This is a genomic window from Microbacterium sp. NRRL B-14842, assembly GCF_050470785.1.
The window spans coordinates 2,746,592-2,762,586 of record NZ_JBFLUM010000001.1 but is presented as its reverse complement, the minus strand read 5'-3'; the positions used below and the strand labels follow the sequence as shown (position 1 = coordinate 2,762,586).

The following is a 15,995-nucleotide window of genomic DNA, read 5'->3' as shown; positions in this document are numbered from 1 at the left end:
AAGTAGACTTCTGGACATGACCGAAGACGAGGCGCGCGAACGCATCCTCTCCGCCGCGGAGGAGCTCTACTACCGCAAGGGCTATGCGGCGGTCGGCATGGACGAGCTCCGGTCCGCCGCCGGGGTGTCGCTGCGGCGCGTCTATTCGCTGTTTCCGGCGAAGACGGACATCGTCGCGGCGGTGCTGACGCGGAAGCACGCCGAGTGGGAGCAGGGGCTCACCGCCGCCGTGGCGCAGAGCGGCGACGATCCGCGCGCCCGCCTCCTCGCGGTCTACGGCTACCTGGAGGACTGGTTCTGCAGCGACGGGTTCCGGGGCTGCGCCTTCATCAACGCATTCGGCGAGCTCGGGGGCACGAGCCCCGAGGTCGCCGGCATCGTCCGCGCGCACAAGGCGGCGTTCCAGCAGTACATGGCGGAGCTCGTCGCGGCGACCGGCGCCCCGGTGGGCCTGGCCGCCCAGCTCTCGCTCCTCGCCGAGGGGGCGCAGAGCACGGCGGCGATCGGTGCGGACCCGGAGGCCGCCGTGCACGCGCGCCGCGCCGCCGAGGTCCTGATCGACGCCGCCCTCGCTCCGGCCTGACGCCTCCACTCGCTAACCTGGTTAGCGAAACGAAGGGGCACTGTCAAGGCCACTCCCTTCCGTCCTCCTCCCGCGTAGGGTGCGGGCATGGAGACCTCGACGAAGGGCATCGCCCGCCAGAGCCTCGTGATCGCCGCCGCCGTGTTCATGCTGATCGCCGCGGCCATCGGCGCCGGCGCCTTCGGCGGTGACTCCGTCGATGAGCTGCAGAACGGCGCGCTCTCGGCCCAAGGCTCGTACCTCGCCCCCGCCGGACCGGCCTTCTCGATCTGGTCGCTCATCTATGTGGGACTCCTCGCCTACACCGTGTGGCAGGCGCTCCCCGCGCAGCGCCGCGACGAGCGACAGCAGGCGGTCGGCGGCTGGATCGCCCTCTCGATGGTGCTCAACGGCCTCTGGCTCGTGACCGCGCGCTACCTGACGCTGTGGCTGACCGTGCTCGTGATCGCGCTCCTGCTCGCGACGCTCGCCCGCGTCATCGTGCTCCTCGGCCGGTTCCCCGCCCGTAATCTCGCTGATCGGCTCCTCACCGACGGGGCGAACGGCCTGCACTTCGGCTGGGTCACCATCGCGACGGTCGCCAACACCGCCGCCTGGCTCACCCAGACGGTCCCGGAGATCGGAGCGGGTGCCCCCGACGCCTGGGCCGTCGCCGTGCTCGTGGTCGTGCTGGTGATCGGCGCCGCATCGGCCTGGTTCACCGGACGCCTCGCGCCGGCGCTCGCGACCGCCTGGGGTCTGAGCTGGCTCGCGGTCGGGCGTCTCACGGGCGAGCCGGAGAGCACGCCCACCGCCGTCACCGCGATCATCGTGGCCGTCCTCCTCGTAGTCGTCGGCGTCGTGGCGGTCCTCCGTCGGCGTCGCATCGCGGGCACGCACGACCGCGCGCCGCTCGGTCGCTAGAGGACCAGCCGGTAGCCCATTCCTGACTCCGTCAGCAGGTGGACGGGCGTCGAAGGCTCGCGCTCCAGCTTCTTGCGGAGCTGGGACATATAGAGCCGCAGGTAGCCGGAGTCGGACACCTGGGCACTGCCCCAGATCTCCTTGAGGAGATCCTGCCGGGTCACCAGCGCGCCCGGATGCCGCGCGAGGTGCTCGAGCATCCGCCACTCGGTCGGCGTGAGGTGCACCCGGGTGCCGGCGCGGGTCACGGTCTTCGTGGCGAGGTCGACGACGACGTCCCCGAACGCGACCACGGACTCCCCGTTCGCGGCGACCGCGCGGCGGGAGAGCGCCCGCAGCCGGGCCAGCAGCTCGTCGACCTGGAAGGGCTTCGTGACGAAGTCGTCCGCCCCGGCGTCCAGCGCCTCCACCTTGTCGGCGGAGCCCGTCCGCCCCGACACGACGATGATGGGCACGCTCGTCCAGCCGCGGAGCGCCTGGATCACCTCGATGCCGTCGAGGCGGGGCATGCCGAGGTCGAGCATGATGAGGTCGGGATGGCTCTGCGCTGCGGCGGCGATCGCGGCGGCGCCATCGGCGGCCACGACGACCTCGTAGCCGTGCGCCGCGAGGGTGATCCGCAGCGCCCGCACCATCTGCGGGTCGTCGTCGGCGATGAGGAGCTTCACTCCGTCCCCTCCGTGTCGGAAGACCCTGCGGCGAGCGGCAGGGAGATGACCATGGTGAGTCCGCCCCCTGGGGTGTCCTCCGGAGTCAGGCTACCGCCCATGCCCTCCGTGAAACCGCGCGACAGGGCGAGCCCGAGCCCGAGCCCCGCTGTGTTGTCGGTGTCGCCGAAACGCTGGAACGGCTGGAAGACGGCATCGCGGCGTTCCGGCGCGATGCCCTCGCCGCGGTCGATGATCCGGAGCTCTGCCCGATCCCCCAGCCGGCTGCTCGACACGAGCACGCGACTGCCGTCGGGAGCGTGACGGTGGGCGTTGGCGAGCACGTTCACGAGTACCCGCTGCAAGAGCACGGGGTCCGCGTGCAGCGGCGGCAGGTCGGGGTCCAGGGCGAGCTCGACGTCGGCGGGGCCGAGACCGAGCTCGTCCACCGCGGCGAGCACGGGGCCGGCCGCGTCGATCCGCTGGGCCGAGACCGCGAGCACTCCCGCCTCCACGCGGCTCACGTCGAGGAGATCGGTGACGAGGGCGGAGAGGGTCGCGAGGCTCTCGTCCGCGGTCTCCAGCAGCTCCGCGCGGTCCTCCGCGGACAGGCCGTGCGCGCCGCGGAGCCCGCCGATCGCGGCGACCGCCGAGGCCAGCGGCCGGCGCAGGTCGTGACTGACGGCGGAGAGCAGGGCGCTGCGGACCTGGTCGGTCTCGGCGAGGGCTTCCGCCTCCCGCGCGGTCGCGCGGAGATCGGTGTGCTCGATGGCGGCGGAGAGCTGGGCGACGATCGCGTCGAGCAGTCGGCGCTCCGGACCGGCGATCGGCTCCCCGTTGAGCTCCAGCACGGCGCGCGGGCCGCCACCGGACGCGACCCCGACCGGGATGGTGGTGGCGCGGCCGTCCGGTACCGGCTCGCCGTCGCTGGCCAGCACCTCGCCGGAGGGGCTGAGCAGCCGCACCCCGCTCAGCCCGAACGCCTCCCGCGTCCGGCTGACGAGGGCGAGCACGGCGTTGTCGCCGCGGAGCACGTTCCCGGCGACGGCCGCGAGGAGCTCCGCCTCGGCGGTCGCCCGCTGCGCGGTCCGCGCCCGGCGGGCGGCCTGGTCGACGATGAGGCTCACGAGGATCGCGATGATGACATAGAGGGTGAGCGCGAGCACGTGCAGCGGGTGCGCGATCGTGATCGTGAACAGCGGGGCGACGAAGAGGAAGTCGAGGGTGATGCCGGAGAGCACCGCCGCGAACACGGCGGGACGGATGCCGCCGATGAGGGCGACCACCACGACGAGCAGCTGGTAGGCGAGCACCTCCGCCGTGATCGACTCGGGGCTGCGGACGGTGAACATCAGCCAGGACAGCAGCGGGCCGAACACGAGGGCCACGCCGAAGCCCAGCGCCTGCCGACGCCAGCCGAGCGCACCGCCGGTGATGCGGGGGAGGGCGAGCCGGCCGCCCGCCGCGGCGTGGGTCACGATGTGCACGTCGATGTCGCCCGAGCGGCGGATGACCTCGGCGCCGATCCCCGGCCCGGTGAGGGCGGCGGCGAGGCGGCCGCGCCGGCTCACCCCGATCACGAGCTGCGTGGCGTCGGCACTCTGCGCGAACTCGACGAGCGTCGCCGGGATGTCGTCCCCGACCACCTGGTGGTACGTGCCGCCGAGGGACTCGACGAGGGAGCGCTGCGCGGCGAGGGCGCCGGGGGTCTCGTCGCGCAGTCCGTCCTGGGCGGTCACGTGCACGGCGAGCAGCTCCCCGCCGGCGGAGCGTGCGGCGATGCGGGCCCCGCGGCGCAGCAGCGTCTCGCCCTCCGGGCCGCCGGTGAGGGCGACGACCACCCGCTCGCGCGCCTGCCAGGCTCCCGCGATGCCCTGTTCGGCGCGATAGCTGCGGAGCGCGCTGTCGACCTCGTCGGCGAGCCACAGCAGGGCGAGCTCCCGCAGGGCGGTGAGGTTGCCGAGCCGGAAGTAGTGCGAGAGGGCGGCGTCGACCCGCTCAGCGGGGTAGACGAGACCTGCGGCGAGCCGGTCGCGGAGCGTCTGCGGTGCGAGGTCGACGACCTCGATCTCGTCGGCGGCGCGGACGACCGCGTCCGGGATGGTCTCGCGCTGGGCGATCCCGGTGATCTTCTCCACGACCGCGTTCAGCGACTCGATGTGCTGCACGTTCACGGTGGTGACGACGTCGATCCCCGCGTCCAGCAGCTCCTCGACGTCCTGCCAGCGCTTGGGGTTCCGCGAGCCGGGGGCGTTCGTGTGCGCGAACTCGTCCACCAGAGCGATCTCCGGGGCGAGGGAGAGCACCGCATCGAGGTCGAGCTCGGAGAGGGTGACCCCGCGATGGGCGTCCTCGCGCCGCGGCACCTCGGGCAGCCCGGAGGTGAGGGCGGCCGTGGCCGCACGGCCGTGGGTCTCCACGATCGCGATGACCACGTCGCGGCCTTCCTCGCGGAGTCGCCGACCCTCGGCGAGCATCTCGAAGGTCTTCCCGACGCCCGGCGCGGCGCCGAGGAGGACGCGCAGCCGTCCGCGGCGGTTCCGGTCCGTCGCGGGGCGCGGCGGCCGCTCTGCGCTCATGCACCCTCCCGGTCGTCGAGTGCGAGATTCAGCTCCGCGACGTTGATGCGCTCCTCGCCGAGGAACCCCAGGTCCCGCCCTTGAATCCTAGACTCCACGAGGGCCCGCACCTCGTCTTCGGCCAGGTCGCGGGCGGCGGCCACCCGCGGCACCTGGAGCAGGGCGTACGCGACGCTGATGTGCGGGTCGAGGCCGGAGCCGGACGCGGTCACGGCATCCGCGGGGACCGCGGACGGATCGATGCCCACTCTGGCGGCGACCTCGGCCTTCCGCGCGGCGATGGCGGCGACGAGGTCGGGGTTCTCCGGCCCGAGGTTGCTGCCGCCGGACGACGCCCCGTCGTACCCGTCGCCGGCCGCCGAGGGGCGGGACTGGAAGTACTCGGGCAGGGCTTCGCCGTCGGCATCTGTGAAGGACTGGCCGAGGAGCGCGCTGCCCCGGTCGCCGGGGAGCATCGAGCCGTTCGCCTGTGCGGGGAGGAGGAGCTGGCCGATGCCGGTGACGAGCAGCGTGTACCCGACGCCGAGGACGAGGGTGAGGACGAGCATCGCGCGGACGGCGACACCGGCGGTGCGCATCGTGGTGCGGGTGGTGGACGACATGGCGTTCCTTTCGAGCCCGGTCAGAAGCCGGGGAGGAGGCTGACGAGGAGGTCGATGAGCTTGATGCCGAGGAACGGGGCGATGACGCCGCCGAGGCCGTAGACGAGCAGGTTCCGCTGCAGGATCTGCGAGGCGCTCGCCGGCCGGTACTTCACGCCGCGCAGCGCGAGCGGGATGAGGAACACGATCACGATGGCGTTGAAGATGATCGCGCTCGTGACCGCGGAGGCCGGGGAATGCAGCTGCATGATGTTCAGTGCCGCGAGTCCGGGGAACACCCCCATGAACATCGCCGGGATGATGGCGAAGTACTTCGCGATGTCGTTCGCGAGCGAGAACGTCGTCAGCGCGCCGCGGGTGATGAGCAGCTGCTTCCCGATGCGGACGATGTCGATGAGCTTGGTCGGGTCGGAGTCGAGGTCGACCATATTGCCGGCTTCCTTGGCCGCCGAGGTGCCCGTGTTCATCGCGACGCCGACGTCGGCCTGGGCGAGCGCGGGAGCGTCGTTGGTGCCGTCCCCGGTCATCGCGACGAGACGTCCGCCCTCCTGTTCCCGGCGGATGAGGTCGAGCTTGTCCTCCGGGGTGGCCTCGGCGAGGTAGTCGTCGACGCCGGCCTCGGCCGCGATGGCCTTCGCGGTGAGGGGGTTGTCTCCGGTGATCATGACCGTGCGGATGCCCATGCTGCGCAGCTCGTCGAACCGCTCTCGGAGGCCGTCCTTGACGATGTCCTTGAGGTGCACGACCCCGAGGATCCGCGCGTCCACAGCCTGGGTCACTGAGCCTGTCGAAGGGCCTGAGTCCGGCTGGGTCCCTGAGCCTGTCGAAGGGCCTGAGCCTGTCGAAGGGCCCTGCACCGCGACGACGAGGGGCGTGCCGCCGCCCGAGGCGACGTCGTCGGTGAGGGTCGCGAGCTCGGGGCCGGGGGTCTGCCCCAGCCAGGCCGCCACGGCCGAGGCGGCACCCTTGCGGATCTGCGTGCCGTCGGCGAGGTCGAGACCACTCATGCGCGTCTGCGCCGTGAACGGGACGACGACGGCGTCCGCCGGGGCCTCCACCCGGATCCCGCGGGCGGCGGCGAGTTCGACGATCGATGCGCCCTCCGGCGTCGGGTCGGCGAGCGAGGAGAGGGCGGCGGTGCGCAGCAGCTCCTCGGCGTCCACCCCGGTGAGCGGCAGCACGGCGTGGGCGCGGCGGTTGCCGTGGGTGATCGTGCCGGTCTTGTCGAGGAGCAGCGTGGTGACGTCGCCCGCGGCCTCCACCGCCCGCCCCGACATCGCCAGCACGTTCCGCTGCACGAGCCGGTCCATGCCCGCGATGCCGATAGCGGAGAGGAGCGCGCCGATGGTGGTCGGGATGAGGCAGACGAGCAGGGCGATGAGGACGGGGATGCTCACGGGCGACGCGGCGTACGACGCGATCGGGTTCAGCGCGAGGACCACGACGACGAAGACGATCGACAGGCTCGCGAGGAGGATGTTCAGCGCGATCTCGTTCGGGGTGCGCTGTCGGCTCGCCCCCTCGACGAGGGCGATCATGCGGTCGACGAACGTCTCGCCGGGCTTCGACGTGATGCGCACGACGATCCGGTCCGACAGCACCCGGGTGCCGCCGGTGACAGCACTGCGGTCGCCGCCGGACTCGCGGACGACGGGGGCGCTCTCGCCGGTGATGGCCGACTCGTCGACCGTCGCGATGCCCGCGACGATGTCGCCGTCGCCCGGGATCAGTTCGCCCGCGGAGACGATCACGAGGTCGTCGCGCTGCAGCTCCGCCGACGACACCGTCTCCGTCGGCGCTTCGACGAGCTCAGCGACCCACCCGGCGCCACGCTGGGTCCCTGAGCCCGCACCCTGGGTCCCTGAGCCCGCACCCTGGGTCCCTGAGCCTGTCGAAGGGCCCACCACCCGTCGCGCCATCGTCTGGGTGCGGGTGTTCCGCAGGCTCGCGGCCTGGGCCTTGCCGCGCCCTTCGGCGACCGACTCCGCGACGTTCGCGAAGAACACGGTCAGCCAGAGCCAGAGCGCGATGCCCCAGGTGAACGCCGCCGGGACGGGGGTGCCGCCGGACGGGGCGGGCCCGCCGAGGAAGGGCTCCGCGATCGCGAGGACGGTCGTGAACGCGGCGCCGACCCACACGAGGAGCATCACGGGATTGCGCACGAGCGTCGCGGGGTTGAGCTTCCGGAGGGCGCCGGGGAGCGCCTGCGCGAGCTGCGCGCCGCCGAAGGAGCGCGGCGGGCGGGCCGCGACGGCGGGGGCGTCCTGCTGTTCGGGAGGGGTGGTCAGGAGGGTCATGGTCAGAGTCCTTCGGCGAGCGGTCCCAGTGCGAGCACGGGGAAGTAGGTGAGGGCCGTCACGACGACGGTCACGGTGAGGAGCAGGCCGACGAACTGCGGCCGGTGGGTGGGGAGCGTGCCGGTCGTGGCCGGCACCCGCTCCTGCGCGGCGAACGACCCGGCGAGAGCCAGCACGAGCACGATCGGGAGGAATCGCCCGAGCAGCATCGCGACGCCCAGGGCGGTGTTGAACCACGGAGTGTTCGCGGTGAGCCCCGCGAACGCGGAGCCGTTGTTGTTCGCGGCGGAGGTGAACGCGTAGAGCACCTCGCTCATGCCGTGCACCCCCGGGTTGAGGATGCTCGTGGACTCCACGTCCTCCCGGATCCCGGGGATCGCGAAGCTCAGGGCCGTGCCGCCGAGGACGAGCACCGGGACCACGAGGATGTAGAGGCTCGCGAGGGTCATCTCCCGCGGTCCGATGCGCTTCCCGAGCCACTCCGGGGTGCGGCCGACGAGCAGCCCGCCGACGAAGACCGCGACGATCGCGAGCACGAGCATCCCGTACAGACCGGAGCCGACGCCGCCCGGAGCGACCTCGCCGAGCATCATGTTCAGCATCGGCATCATGCCCCCGAGTGCGGTGTACGAGTCGTGCATCGAGTTCACGGCCCCGGTCGAGGTGAGCGTGCTCGCGCTGCCGAAGAGGGTCGAGCCGAGGATGCCGAAGCGCTGCTCCTTGCCCTCCATCGCCGCGCCGGCGAGCTCGGGGGCGGAACCGCGTCCCGCCAGCTCCAGGGCCGAGAGCGCGGCGAGTGAGGCGAGGAACAGGGTGCCCATGACCGCGACGATCGCGTAGCCCTGCCGGTGGTCGCCGACCAGTCGGCCGAACGCGCGGGGGAGGGCGAACGGGATCACCAGGATCAGCAGCACCTCGAGGAGGTTGGTCCACCCGGTCGGGTTCTCGAAGGGGTGGGCGGAGTTCGCGTTGAAGAAGCCGCCGCCGTTGGTGCCGAGCAGCTTGATGGCCTCCTGCGACGCGACCGGACCGCCGGGGATCGTCTGCGTGCCGCCGGAGACCGTGGCGACGTCGGTGAAGCCGTTCACGTTCTGGATCACGCCGCCCGCGAGCAGGGCCACCGCGCCGATCAGGGCGAGCGGGAGGAGCAGCCGCCCCAGGCCGCGGGTGAGGTCGACCCAGAAGTTGCCGATCGTCGCGGAGCCGCGGCGCGCGAGCCCGCGGACGAGAGCGATGGCGATGGTGAGGCCGACGGCGGCGGAGACGAAGTTCTGCACCGTGAGGCCCGCGAGTTGCACCGTGTAGCCCATGGTCTGCTCGGGCGAGTACGACTGCCAGTTGGTGTTCGCGACGAAGGACGCGGCGGTGTTGAACGCGAGTCCCTCCGGCACGGCGGGCAGGCCCAGCGAGGCGGGGAGGAAGGCCTGGAGCCGCTGCAGCCCGTACACGAGCAGGAGCCCGACGAGGGAGAACAGCAGCACGCTGCGGGCGTAGGCTCGCCAGGTCTGCTCGGAGCGGGGGTCGACCCCGATCACCCGGTACAGCCCGCGCTCGAGGCGGAGGTCGCGCCCGGAGGTGTAGACGTGCGCGATGTAGTCGCCGAGGGGGCGGTAGAGGAGCACGAGCACGACCACGACGGCCGTGATCTGGAGGACGCCGAAGAGGACCGTCGCGTCCATCAGAAGCGCTCCGGGGCGACGAGCGCCACGACCAGGTAGACGACCGCGGCGACGGCGAGGACGGCGGCGAGGATCTCGAAGACGATCATGCGCGGTCCACCGCCTTGGCGATGAGGGACACGAGGGCGAACAGCGCCAGGGTCAGCGCGAGGTAGATGATGTCGAGCACGTCCTCGATCCAACTGCGCCGCCCGGCCGCATCCGTCGATCCTCACGGTTCCCCTACGCCCGTCCCCCGGATGCATGCGGGTTGCTCACACCTCCTGCCTTCGAATCGCGCACCTGGTCCCCAACCCGCCGCCGATGCAGCCAGGTGCGCGATTCGAAAGGGTGGCGCCGGCCCTATGCTCACGAGGTGGGGATCGGACGGATGCGGATCGGCGTCGGCGCGGGGATCGTCGCCGGGCTCGTCGTGATCGCGCTCGTGTGCGTGCTCACGGGCTTCCTGCCGCGCACGGATGCCGGTGCGCTCGGGGCGCGGATCGCGCCCGTGCTGGGGTTCGTCGTCGCGATCACGATCGTCGCCGAGCTCGCCCGTGATGCGGCGGTGTTCGACGTCGTCTCGCAGCGCCTCGCGCGCTGGGGTCGCGGCCGCGTGGTGGTGCTGTGGGCGCTGGTGGTCGTGCTCGCCGTGGTGAGCACCGTGTTCCTCTCGCTCGACACGACCGCCGTGATCGTCACCCCGGTCGTGGTGGTCCTGGCGCAGAGCATCGGCGTCTCCCCGCTGCCGTTCGCCCTGGCCACCGTCTGGCTCGCCAACACCGCGTCCCTCGCGCTGCCGGTCTCGAACCTCACCAACCTGCTCGCCGCGCCCGCGATGGGGTACGGCCCCGGGGCGTTCATCGCGCTGAGCTGGGCGCCCACGCTCGTGGGGATCTTGGTGCCCGTCGCGATCCTCACGGTCCTGCATCGGCGCACGGTCTTCGGCGCGTACGAGACGCCCGTGGCGCGGCGCCCCGCCGACCCCCTGCTGTTCTGGAGCGCGACCGGCATCCTCGTGGTGCTGATGCCGCTGCTCGCGCTGACCCCCGACGTGTGGATCCCCGCCTCGGTCGCGGCTCTCGCCTTGATCGCGCTCTTCGCCGTCCGTCGTCGCCGGGCCCTGCGGCTCTCGCTCGTCCCGTGGCAGGCGCTCGCGCTCGCCGCGTCGCTGTTCGTGCTGGTCGAGACCGCGCACGCGCAGGGGCTGCTCGACTTCCTGACCTCGGCGACCGCGAACGGCGACTCTCCCGGCGACCTGTTCCGGCTCGCCGCGCTCGGGGCCGTGAGCGCGAACGCGATCAACAACCTCCCCGCCTACCTCGTGCTCGAACCCGCGGCAGGGGACCCGGTCGCCCTGATGGCCCTGCTGATCGGCGTGAACCTCGGTCCGCTCGTCACGCCGTGGGCCTCGCTCGCGACGCTCCTCTGGCACCATCGCGTGACGGCGCTCGGGGTGGAGATCCGCTGGGGCCGCTTCGCCCTCTGGGGGGTCGTCGCCGCGGTGCCCACCGTCGTCCTGGCCACGCTCGTCCTCTGACCCCGTTTCGAATCGCGCGCTGTGTTGCAAATCCGCCCGAGATGGAGCACAGTGCGCGATTCGAACGGGGGTCAGACGCGACGCATCTCGGCGGCCAGGGCGGGGTGGACGGCGTCGAACCGGGCGGCGATGCGCTCGCGCACCTCGGGGGCCTTGTTCTGGCTGAGCTTGGCGCGGGCGTCGAACCGGGTGACCCGGAGCCGCAGGCCCACCGTGCCCTTCGCGGCTCGTCGGGTGCCCGCCTCGTCCTCCGCGAGGCTCCGCCCGTGCGGCTGCCCACCCTCGAAGTGGTCGGTGAGCCGGGTGAGCATGGCGTAGTTCTCCTCCGCGGTGAGGATCTCGGGGGTGCCGGAGAGGTGCGCGGTGACATGGTTCCAGGTCGGCACGAGGTCCCCCGGTGCATAGAGGCTCGAGGACACGTAGTCGTGCGGCCCCTGGATGATCACCAGGACCTCGTGTCGTCCGAGCTCGTGGAGCTCATCGTCCGGGCGTCCGAAGTGGCTCACGAGCACGATGCCGTCCTCGTCCTCGTCGAGCAGAACGGGGTAGTGCGAGGCGACGAGACCGGTGGAGGTCGGCGAGACGAACGTCGCCCACGGGTGCGCCGCGGATGAGGCGCTTGACCTCCTCCGGGTCGGTCATGAGGTAGCGGGGGGTGTGACGCATGGCGCCTCCTGTCGGGTGGGGGTGGGGGTGGGGGCGGGAGGAGAACTGCGGGTGCGGACGGCGAGTCCGGCGCACACGACGACCGCGAGTCCGCCGAGCACCGTGGCCAGGCCGACGTCCTCGTGGAAGAGGAAGGCTGCCCAGGTGATGCCCATGACGGGCTGCACGAGCTGGATCTGGCTCACCTGTGCCATGGGGCCGATCGCGATGCCGCGGTACCAGGCGACGAATCCGAGGAACATGCTGACCGCGGCCAGGTAGGCGAACGCGAGCCAGGCGGTGGGGGTGGCGACGGGCGGTGCGGCGACCCCGGCGGCGATGGCCACCGCGAGCATGACGGGAGCGGCGAGCACGAGTGCCCAGGAGATCGTCTGCCAGGCACCGAGCTCGCGCGCGAGCAGGCCGCCCTCCGCGTAGCCGACGGCCGCGGCGATCACGGCCCCGAACAGCTGGAGGTCGGCGGGGCGGAGCGCGCCGGGCGTGCCGTTCTGCAGCGTCGCGAAGACGAGGGCCGCGGCGGCGCCGAGGAGTGCGAAGACCCAGAACGAGGGGGACGGGCGCTCCCGGGTGCGCAGCACGACGGCGACCGCGGTCGCGGCCGGGAGGAGGCCGATCACGACCGCGCCGTGACTCGCGGGCGTGGTGGTCATGGCGAACGAGGTCAGCAGGGGGAAGCCGGCGACCACTCCGAGGGCGACGATCGCGAGTCGCGCCCACTGGACCGGGCTCGGCGGCTGCTGGCGTGTGACGAGGAGGACGAGCGCGGCGAGCACAGCGGCGACGACCGCGCGGGCGGAGCCGATGAACAGCGGCGAGAGCCCGCCACCGAGCGCGATCCGGGTGAACGGCAGCGTGAACGAGAAGGCGACGACGCCCAGGAGGCCCCAGGCGGGACCGGCGGCGCGGGATAGCAGTGTTCCGTTCGGACGGATAACGCTACTCTGTTCTTTCATGAGTCAGGATAGCACCGCACGTATCGTGGCCGGCCTCCGGACGTGGATCGCCGCCGCCGCACCCGGCGCCCGCCTCCCCTCCAACCGCGCGCTGACGGCCGAGTACGCCGCGAGCCCCGTGACCGTGCAGAAGGCGGTGCAGCAGCTCGTCCGCCTCGGGCTCGTCGAGGCGCGGCCCGGCGTCGGCACCTTCGTGCGCGCGGCGCGCACGGTCCTGCCGGCCGACTACGGCTGGCAGGCCGGGGCTCTTGGCGCGGCCGCCGTGCGCCTGGACGGTCTCTCCTCGGCGCAGCGCCCGACCTCGCCGGACGCGATCGGGTTGCACTCCGGGTATCCCGCTCCGGATCTCCTCCCCGAGCGGCTGGTACGGCAGGCCCTGGTGCGCGCCTCCCGGACCGCGTCCGCTCTCACCCGCTCGCCCGCGGCCGGCGAGCCCGGACTGCAGGAGTGGTTCGCGGCGGAGCTGGCCGCGGCGGCCCCGGCCGGGATCACGGTGCCGACCGCCCGCGACGCCGTCATCATCTCCGGGAGTCAGAGCGGACTGAGCTCCATCTTCCGGGCGGTCGTCGGCGTCGGCCGGCCGCTGCTCATCGAGTCGCCGACGTACTGGGGTGCCCTGCTCGCGGCGGAGCAGGCGGGGGTCGTGCTCGTTCCCGTCCCCTCCGGTCCGCAGGGTCCGGATCCGGACGCGGTCGACAGGGCGCTCGCCGAGACCGGAGCCCGGGCGTTCTACGCGCAGCCCACGTTCGCGAACCCCACCGGAGCGCAGTGGCCGGCGGCGACCGGTGAGGCCGTGCTCGACGCGGTCCGTCGCCACGGAGCCTTCCTCATCGAGGACGACTGGGCGCACGACCTCGGCATCGACGCCGACCCCCGCCCCGTGGCCGCCTCCGACCACGACGGCCATGTGGTGTACCTGCGCTCGCTGACGAAGAGCGTGTCGCCGTCCCTGCGGGTGGCGGCGGTGATCGCGCGCGGTCCCGCCAGGGACCGCATCCTCGCCGATCGCGCGGCGGAGTCGATGTACGTCAGCGGCCTCCTGCAGACGGCCGCGCTCGACGTGGTGACCCAGCCCGCATGGCGCACGCACCTCCGCGGCTTCCGCGAGCAGCTGCGTTCGCGGCGCGATCTCCTGCTGTCGTGCCTGGCCGCGCAGGCGCCGACCGCGCTGGTGGAGGCCGTGCCGGTCGGCGGGCTGAACCTCTGGCTGCGGCTGCCGGACGGCACCGACGCCGCCGCGGTCGTCCGCGAGTGCGCGGCGCGCGGCCTGGTCATCGCGCCGGGGAGTGAGTGGTTCCCCGCCGAGCCGTCGGGGGCGTACGTACGGCTCAACTACGCGAGCGCCGACCCGTCCCGCTTCCCCGAGGCTGCGGCGATCCTCGGCGCGATCCTCGCCGGAACCTGACCGTCGCCGTCAGGACTCGGACGGCGGCCCGGCGGGGCGGTGCGCCCGGCGCCCGGCCACCACGACGGGCCGCCCCGCCCTCTCCTGACCGGGCAATGGACGCGAGCGCCGGCCGTAGATGAGCTCGGACGAGTCGAGCAGCCACGGCACCAGGGTGATCGACACCCCGTGCACGAGCATGAGCTGGTTCGCGAGGCGACGGGCGCGCCGGTTGTGCAGGAAGTTCTCCCACCAGTGCCCCACGATGTACTGCGGCAGGTAGACCGTGACGACGGAGGATCCGTGCTTCTCGCGGTACTGCCGGATGAACTGCGTCACGGGCTGCGCGAACGAGCGGTACGGCGACTCGACGATCACGAGCGGCACCGGCACGAGGTGGTCCGCCCACTCCTGCTGCAGACGCGCGGCGTCCTCCTGGGAGACGGCCACGTGCACCGCGAGGGTCTTGTCGTGCTTGGCGGCGATCGCGTAGTCGATGGCCTTCATGACCGGCTTCTGCAGATGGTTCACGAGGACGATGGCGACGTCGCCCGAGGCGCCGAACCGGGTGGTGTCGTCGATCGCGATCTCGTGCTCGACATCCCGGTAGTAGCGCTTGACGCCGATCATCAGGAACGCCAGCACCGGGATGGCGAAGAACACGAGATAGGCGCCGTGCGTGAACTTCGTGATCGTGACGATGACGAGCACGAGCACCGTCAGCGTCGCCCCGGCGGAGTTGATGAGCAGCCCCACCCGCGCGGAACGCCGGTCCGCGGCGCCGTCGCCGTTCGGGGGGACGGGTGCGCGCAGCAGCCGTCGCCAGTGCCGCACCATGCCGATCTGGCCCAGGGAGAAGGAGACGAAGACGCCGATGATGTACAGCTGGATCAGCGTCGTCAGCCGCGCCTGGAACACCACGAGCACGGCGATCGCGGCGATCCCGAGGAGGATCATGCCGTTGGAGAACACGAGCCGGTCGCCGCGGGTGTTCAGCGACTTCGGGGCGTAGCCGTCGCGGGCGAGCACGGCGCCGAGCAGGGGGAAGCCGTTGAAGGCGGTGTTCGCCGCGAGGAGCAGCACGCAGGCCGTGGCCGCCTGCACGATGAAGAACGGGATGCTGCCGCCGCCGAACGTCGCCGCCGCGATCTGCGCCATCAGGCTCGGCTGCGGGGTCGTGCAGTCGAAGCCGATGAGGTCGCAGGGGTTCTCGGCGTAGTGCACGCCGGCGATGAGGGCGAGGGCGGTGAGGCCGGAGAACAGGCAGATCGCGATGGTGCCCATGAGCACCAGCGTCGACTGGGCGTTGCGCACCTTCGGGGCCCGGAACGCGGGGACGCCGTTCGACACGGCCTCGACCCCGGTCAGCGCGGAGCAGCCGCTGGAGAACGCGCGGAGGATGAGCAGCAGTACGGCCGCCTGGCTGAGGCTCTCGGCCTGGACGGCGAACTCCGCGCTGGAGGCGACCGGGGCGTCGCCGAGGGCCGTCCGGACGAGCCCGGTGACGATCATGACGCCGACCGAGCCGATGAACACATACGTGGGGATGGCGAACACGAGCGAGGCCTCGCGCACCCCGCGGAGGTTCACGATGATGATGAGCACGACGAAGCCGACGGCGAGCTCCACGCGAAGAGGATCGAGACCCGGCACCGCCGAGATGATGTTGTCCACCCCGGAGGCGACCGACACCGCCACCGTCAGCACGTAGTCGACGAGGAGCGCTGCGGCCACGATCACCCCGGGGACCTCGCCGAGGTTCTTCGACGCGACCTCGTAGTCGCCGCCGCCGGAGGGGTACGCCTTGATGAGCTGCCGGTAGCTCAGCACCACCACGAGCAGCAGCACGACGACCGCCGCCGCGACGAGCGGGGTGAACGACAGGAACGTGAGACCGCCGATGAGCAGGATCATCACGAGCTCCTGTGGGGCGTATGCCACCGAGCTCAGCGCGTCCGAGGCGAAGATCGGCAGCGCCATGCGCTTGGGGAGGAGCTGCTCGTCGACCTGGGCGCTCGTGAGCGGGTCGCCGAGCAGGATGCGCTTGGCGCGCGGCGGCGCGTCCGGGGTCGGCCTCGTTTGTTCTGACACGTCCGGCGACACTACGCCGACCGCAGCCGCCCTCACGCGATCCTCACGGAATCCCTACGGCGCGGTGGCGCTCCCTCACGGAATCCTCACGG

General features: G+C 72.3%; 12 protein-coding genes and 1 pseudogene. 4 read left to right on the top strand and 9 right to left on the bottom strand.

Annotated features, from left to right (window positions below):
• Positions 1-16: 16 nt before the first annotated feature.
• On the top strand, positions 17-583 hold the full coding sequence (locus AB1285_RS13480; protein ID WP_370428058.1) for a TetR/AcrR family transcriptional regulator: 567 nt from the start codon (positions 17-19) through the stop codon (positions 581-583).
• A gap of 87 nt (positions 584-670) precedes the next feature.
• Entirely contained in the window at positions 671-1,486 is an 816-nt protein-coding gene (locus AB1285_RS13475; RefSeq protein WP_259954928.1) for a TspO/MBR family protein, read from the top strand.
• Here AB1285_RS13475 and AB1285_RS13470 read toward each other — a convergent pair.
• From AB1285_RS13470 to AB1285_RS13445, 6 genes are read right to left on the bottom strand one after another with little or no spacing between them, the layout of a single operon-like run.
• A complete protein-coding gene (locus AB1285_RS13470; RefSeq protein ID WP_187663044.1) occupies positions 1,483-2,154 on the bottom strand; it encodes a response regulator in 672 nt (223 codons plus the stop codon). The two genes, AB1285_RS13475 and AB1285_RS13470, sit on opposite strands and share 4 nt — an antisense overlap.
• Positions 2,151-4,712 (bottom strand): ATP-binding protein, encoded by a 2,562-nt coding sequence (locus AB1285_RS13465; protein ID WP_370428057.1) that lies wholly within the window; start codon positions 4,710-4,712, stop codon positions 2,151-2,153. Before AB1285_RS13465 ends, AB1285_RS13470 begins: the two co-directional genes overlap by 4 nt.
• Positions 4,709-5,314, bottom strand: coding sequence for a potassium-transporting ATPase subunit KdpC (gene kdpC / locus AB1285_RS13460; RefSeq protein ID WP_370428056.1), 606 nt, complete (start codon positions 5,312-5,314; stop codon positions 4,709-4,711). The genes AB1285_RS13465 and kdpC overlap by 4 nt, the downstream gene beginning before the upstream one ends.
• 20 nt (positions 5,315-5,334) lie before the next feature.
• Positions 5,335-7,611: a potassium-transporting ATPase subunit KdpB gene (kdpB, locus tag AB1285_RS13455; protein WP_370428055.1), complete on the bottom strand. Its 2,277-nt coding sequence runs from the start codon at positions 7,609-7,611 to the stop codon at positions 5,335-5,337.
• A 2-nt stretch (positions 7,612-7,613) separates the two neighbouring features.
• Positions 7,614-9,290 (bottom strand): potassium-transporting ATPase subunit KdpA, encoded by a 1,677-nt coding sequence (gene kdpA, locus AB1285_RS13450; protein ID WP_370428054.1) that lies wholly within the window; start codon positions 9,288-9,290, stop codon positions 7,614-7,616.
• Positions 9,290-9,379, bottom strand: a complete 90-nt coding sequence (locus AB1285_RS13445) for a potassium-transporting ATPase subunit F (protein ID WP_036292752.1) — start codon at positions 9,377-9,379, stop codon at positions 9,290-9,292. The genes kdpA and AB1285_RS13445 overlap by 1 nt, the downstream gene beginning before the upstream one ends.
• 281 nt (positions 9,380-9,660) lie before the next feature.
• Here AB1285_RS13445 and AB1285_RS13440 point away from each other — a divergent pair, with 281 nt between their 5' ends.
• On the top strand, positions 9,661-10,809 hold the full coding sequence (locus AB1285_RS13440; protein WP_370428276.1) for an SLC13 family permease: 1,149 nt from the start codon (positions 9,661-9,663) through the stop codon (positions 10,807-10,809).
• A 71-nt stretch (positions 10,810-10,880) separates the two neighbouring features.
• On the opposite strand, the pseudogene AB1285_RS13435 reads toward AB1285_RS13440, so the two are convergent.
• Both AB1285_RS13435 and AB1285_RS13430 read right to left on the bottom strand, forming a co-directional pair.
• Positions 10,881-11,475, bottom strand: a pseudogene (locus AB1285_RS13435) (FMN-binding negative transcriptional regulator).
• Complete coding sequence (locus tag AB1285_RS13430) at positions 11,448-12,428, bottom strand: DMT family transporter (protein ID WP_429977476.1); 981 nt, start codon at positions 12,426-12,428, stop codon at positions 11,448-11,450. The pseudogene AB1285_RS13435 and the gene AB1285_RS13430 overlap by 28 nt, the downstream one beginning before the upstream one ends.
• On the opposite strand from AB1285_RS13430, the gene AB1285_RS13425 reads away from it, so the two are divergent.
• A complete protein-coding gene (locus AB1285_RS13425; protein ID WP_370429060.1) occupies positions 12,427-13,833 on the top strand; it encodes a PLP-dependent aminotransferase family protein in 1,407 nt (468 codons plus the stop codon). The genes AB1285_RS13430 and AB1285_RS13425 overlap by 2 nt on opposite strands.
• 9 nt (positions 13,834-13,842) lie before the next feature.
• Here AB1285_RS13425 and AB1285_RS13420 read toward each other — a convergent pair whose 3' ends face one another.
• Positions 13,843-15,792, bottom strand: coding sequence for an APC family permease (locus tag AB1285_RS13420; RefSeq protein WP_370429086.1), 1,950 nt, complete (start codon positions 15,790-15,792; stop codon positions 13,843-13,845).
• Positions 15,793-15,995 lie beyond the last annotated feature (203 nt).

Excerpts from the sequence above, each read along its gene's own strand:
- AB1285_RS13480 (WP_370428058.1), top strand. The coding sequence starts at position 17 with ATGACCGAAGACGAGGCGCGCGAACGCATCCTCTCCGCCGCGGAGGAG.
- AB1285_RS13475 (WP_259954928.1), top strand. The coding sequence starts at position 671 with ATGGAGACCTCGACGAAGGGCATCGCCCGCCAGAGCCTCGTGATCGCC.
- AB1285_RS13465 (WP_370428057.1), bottom strand. The coding sequence starts at position 4,712 with ATGAGCGCAGAGCGGCCGCCGCGCCCCGCGACGGACCGGAACCGCCGC.
- kdpC (WP_370428056.1), bottom strand. The coding sequence starts at position 5,314 with ATGTCGTCCACCACCCGCACCACGATGCGCACCGCCGGTGTCGCCGTC.
- kdpB (WP_370428055.1), bottom strand. The coding sequence starts at position 7,611 with ATGACCCTCCTGACCACCCCTCCCGAACAGCAGGACGCCCCCGCCGTC.
- kdpA (WP_370428054.1), bottom strand. The coding sequence starts at position 9,290 with ATGGACGCGACGGTCCTCTTCGGCGTCCTCCAGATCACGGCCGTCGTG.
- AB1285_RS13445 (WP_036292752.1), bottom strand. The coding sequence starts at position 9,379 with ATGATCGTCTTCGAGATCCTCGCCGCCGTCCTCGCCGTCGCCGCGGTC.
- AB1285_RS13440 (WP_370428276.1), top strand. The coding sequence starts at position 9,661 with ATGCGGATCGGCGTCGGCGCGGGGATCGTCGCCGGGCTCGTCGTGATC.
- AB1285_RS13425 (WP_370429060.1), top strand. The coding sequence starts at position 12,427 with ATGAGTCAGGATAGCACCGCACGTATCGTGGCCGGCCTCCGGACGTGG.
- AB1285_RS13430 (WP_429977476.1), bottom strand. The coding sequence starts at position 12,428 with ATGAAAGAACAGAGTAGCGTTATCCGTCCGAACGGAACACTGCTATCC.
- AB1285_RS13420 (WP_370429086.1), bottom strand. The coding sequence starts at position 15,792 with ATGGCGCTGCCGATCTTCGCCTCGGACGCGCTGAGCTCGGTGGCATAC.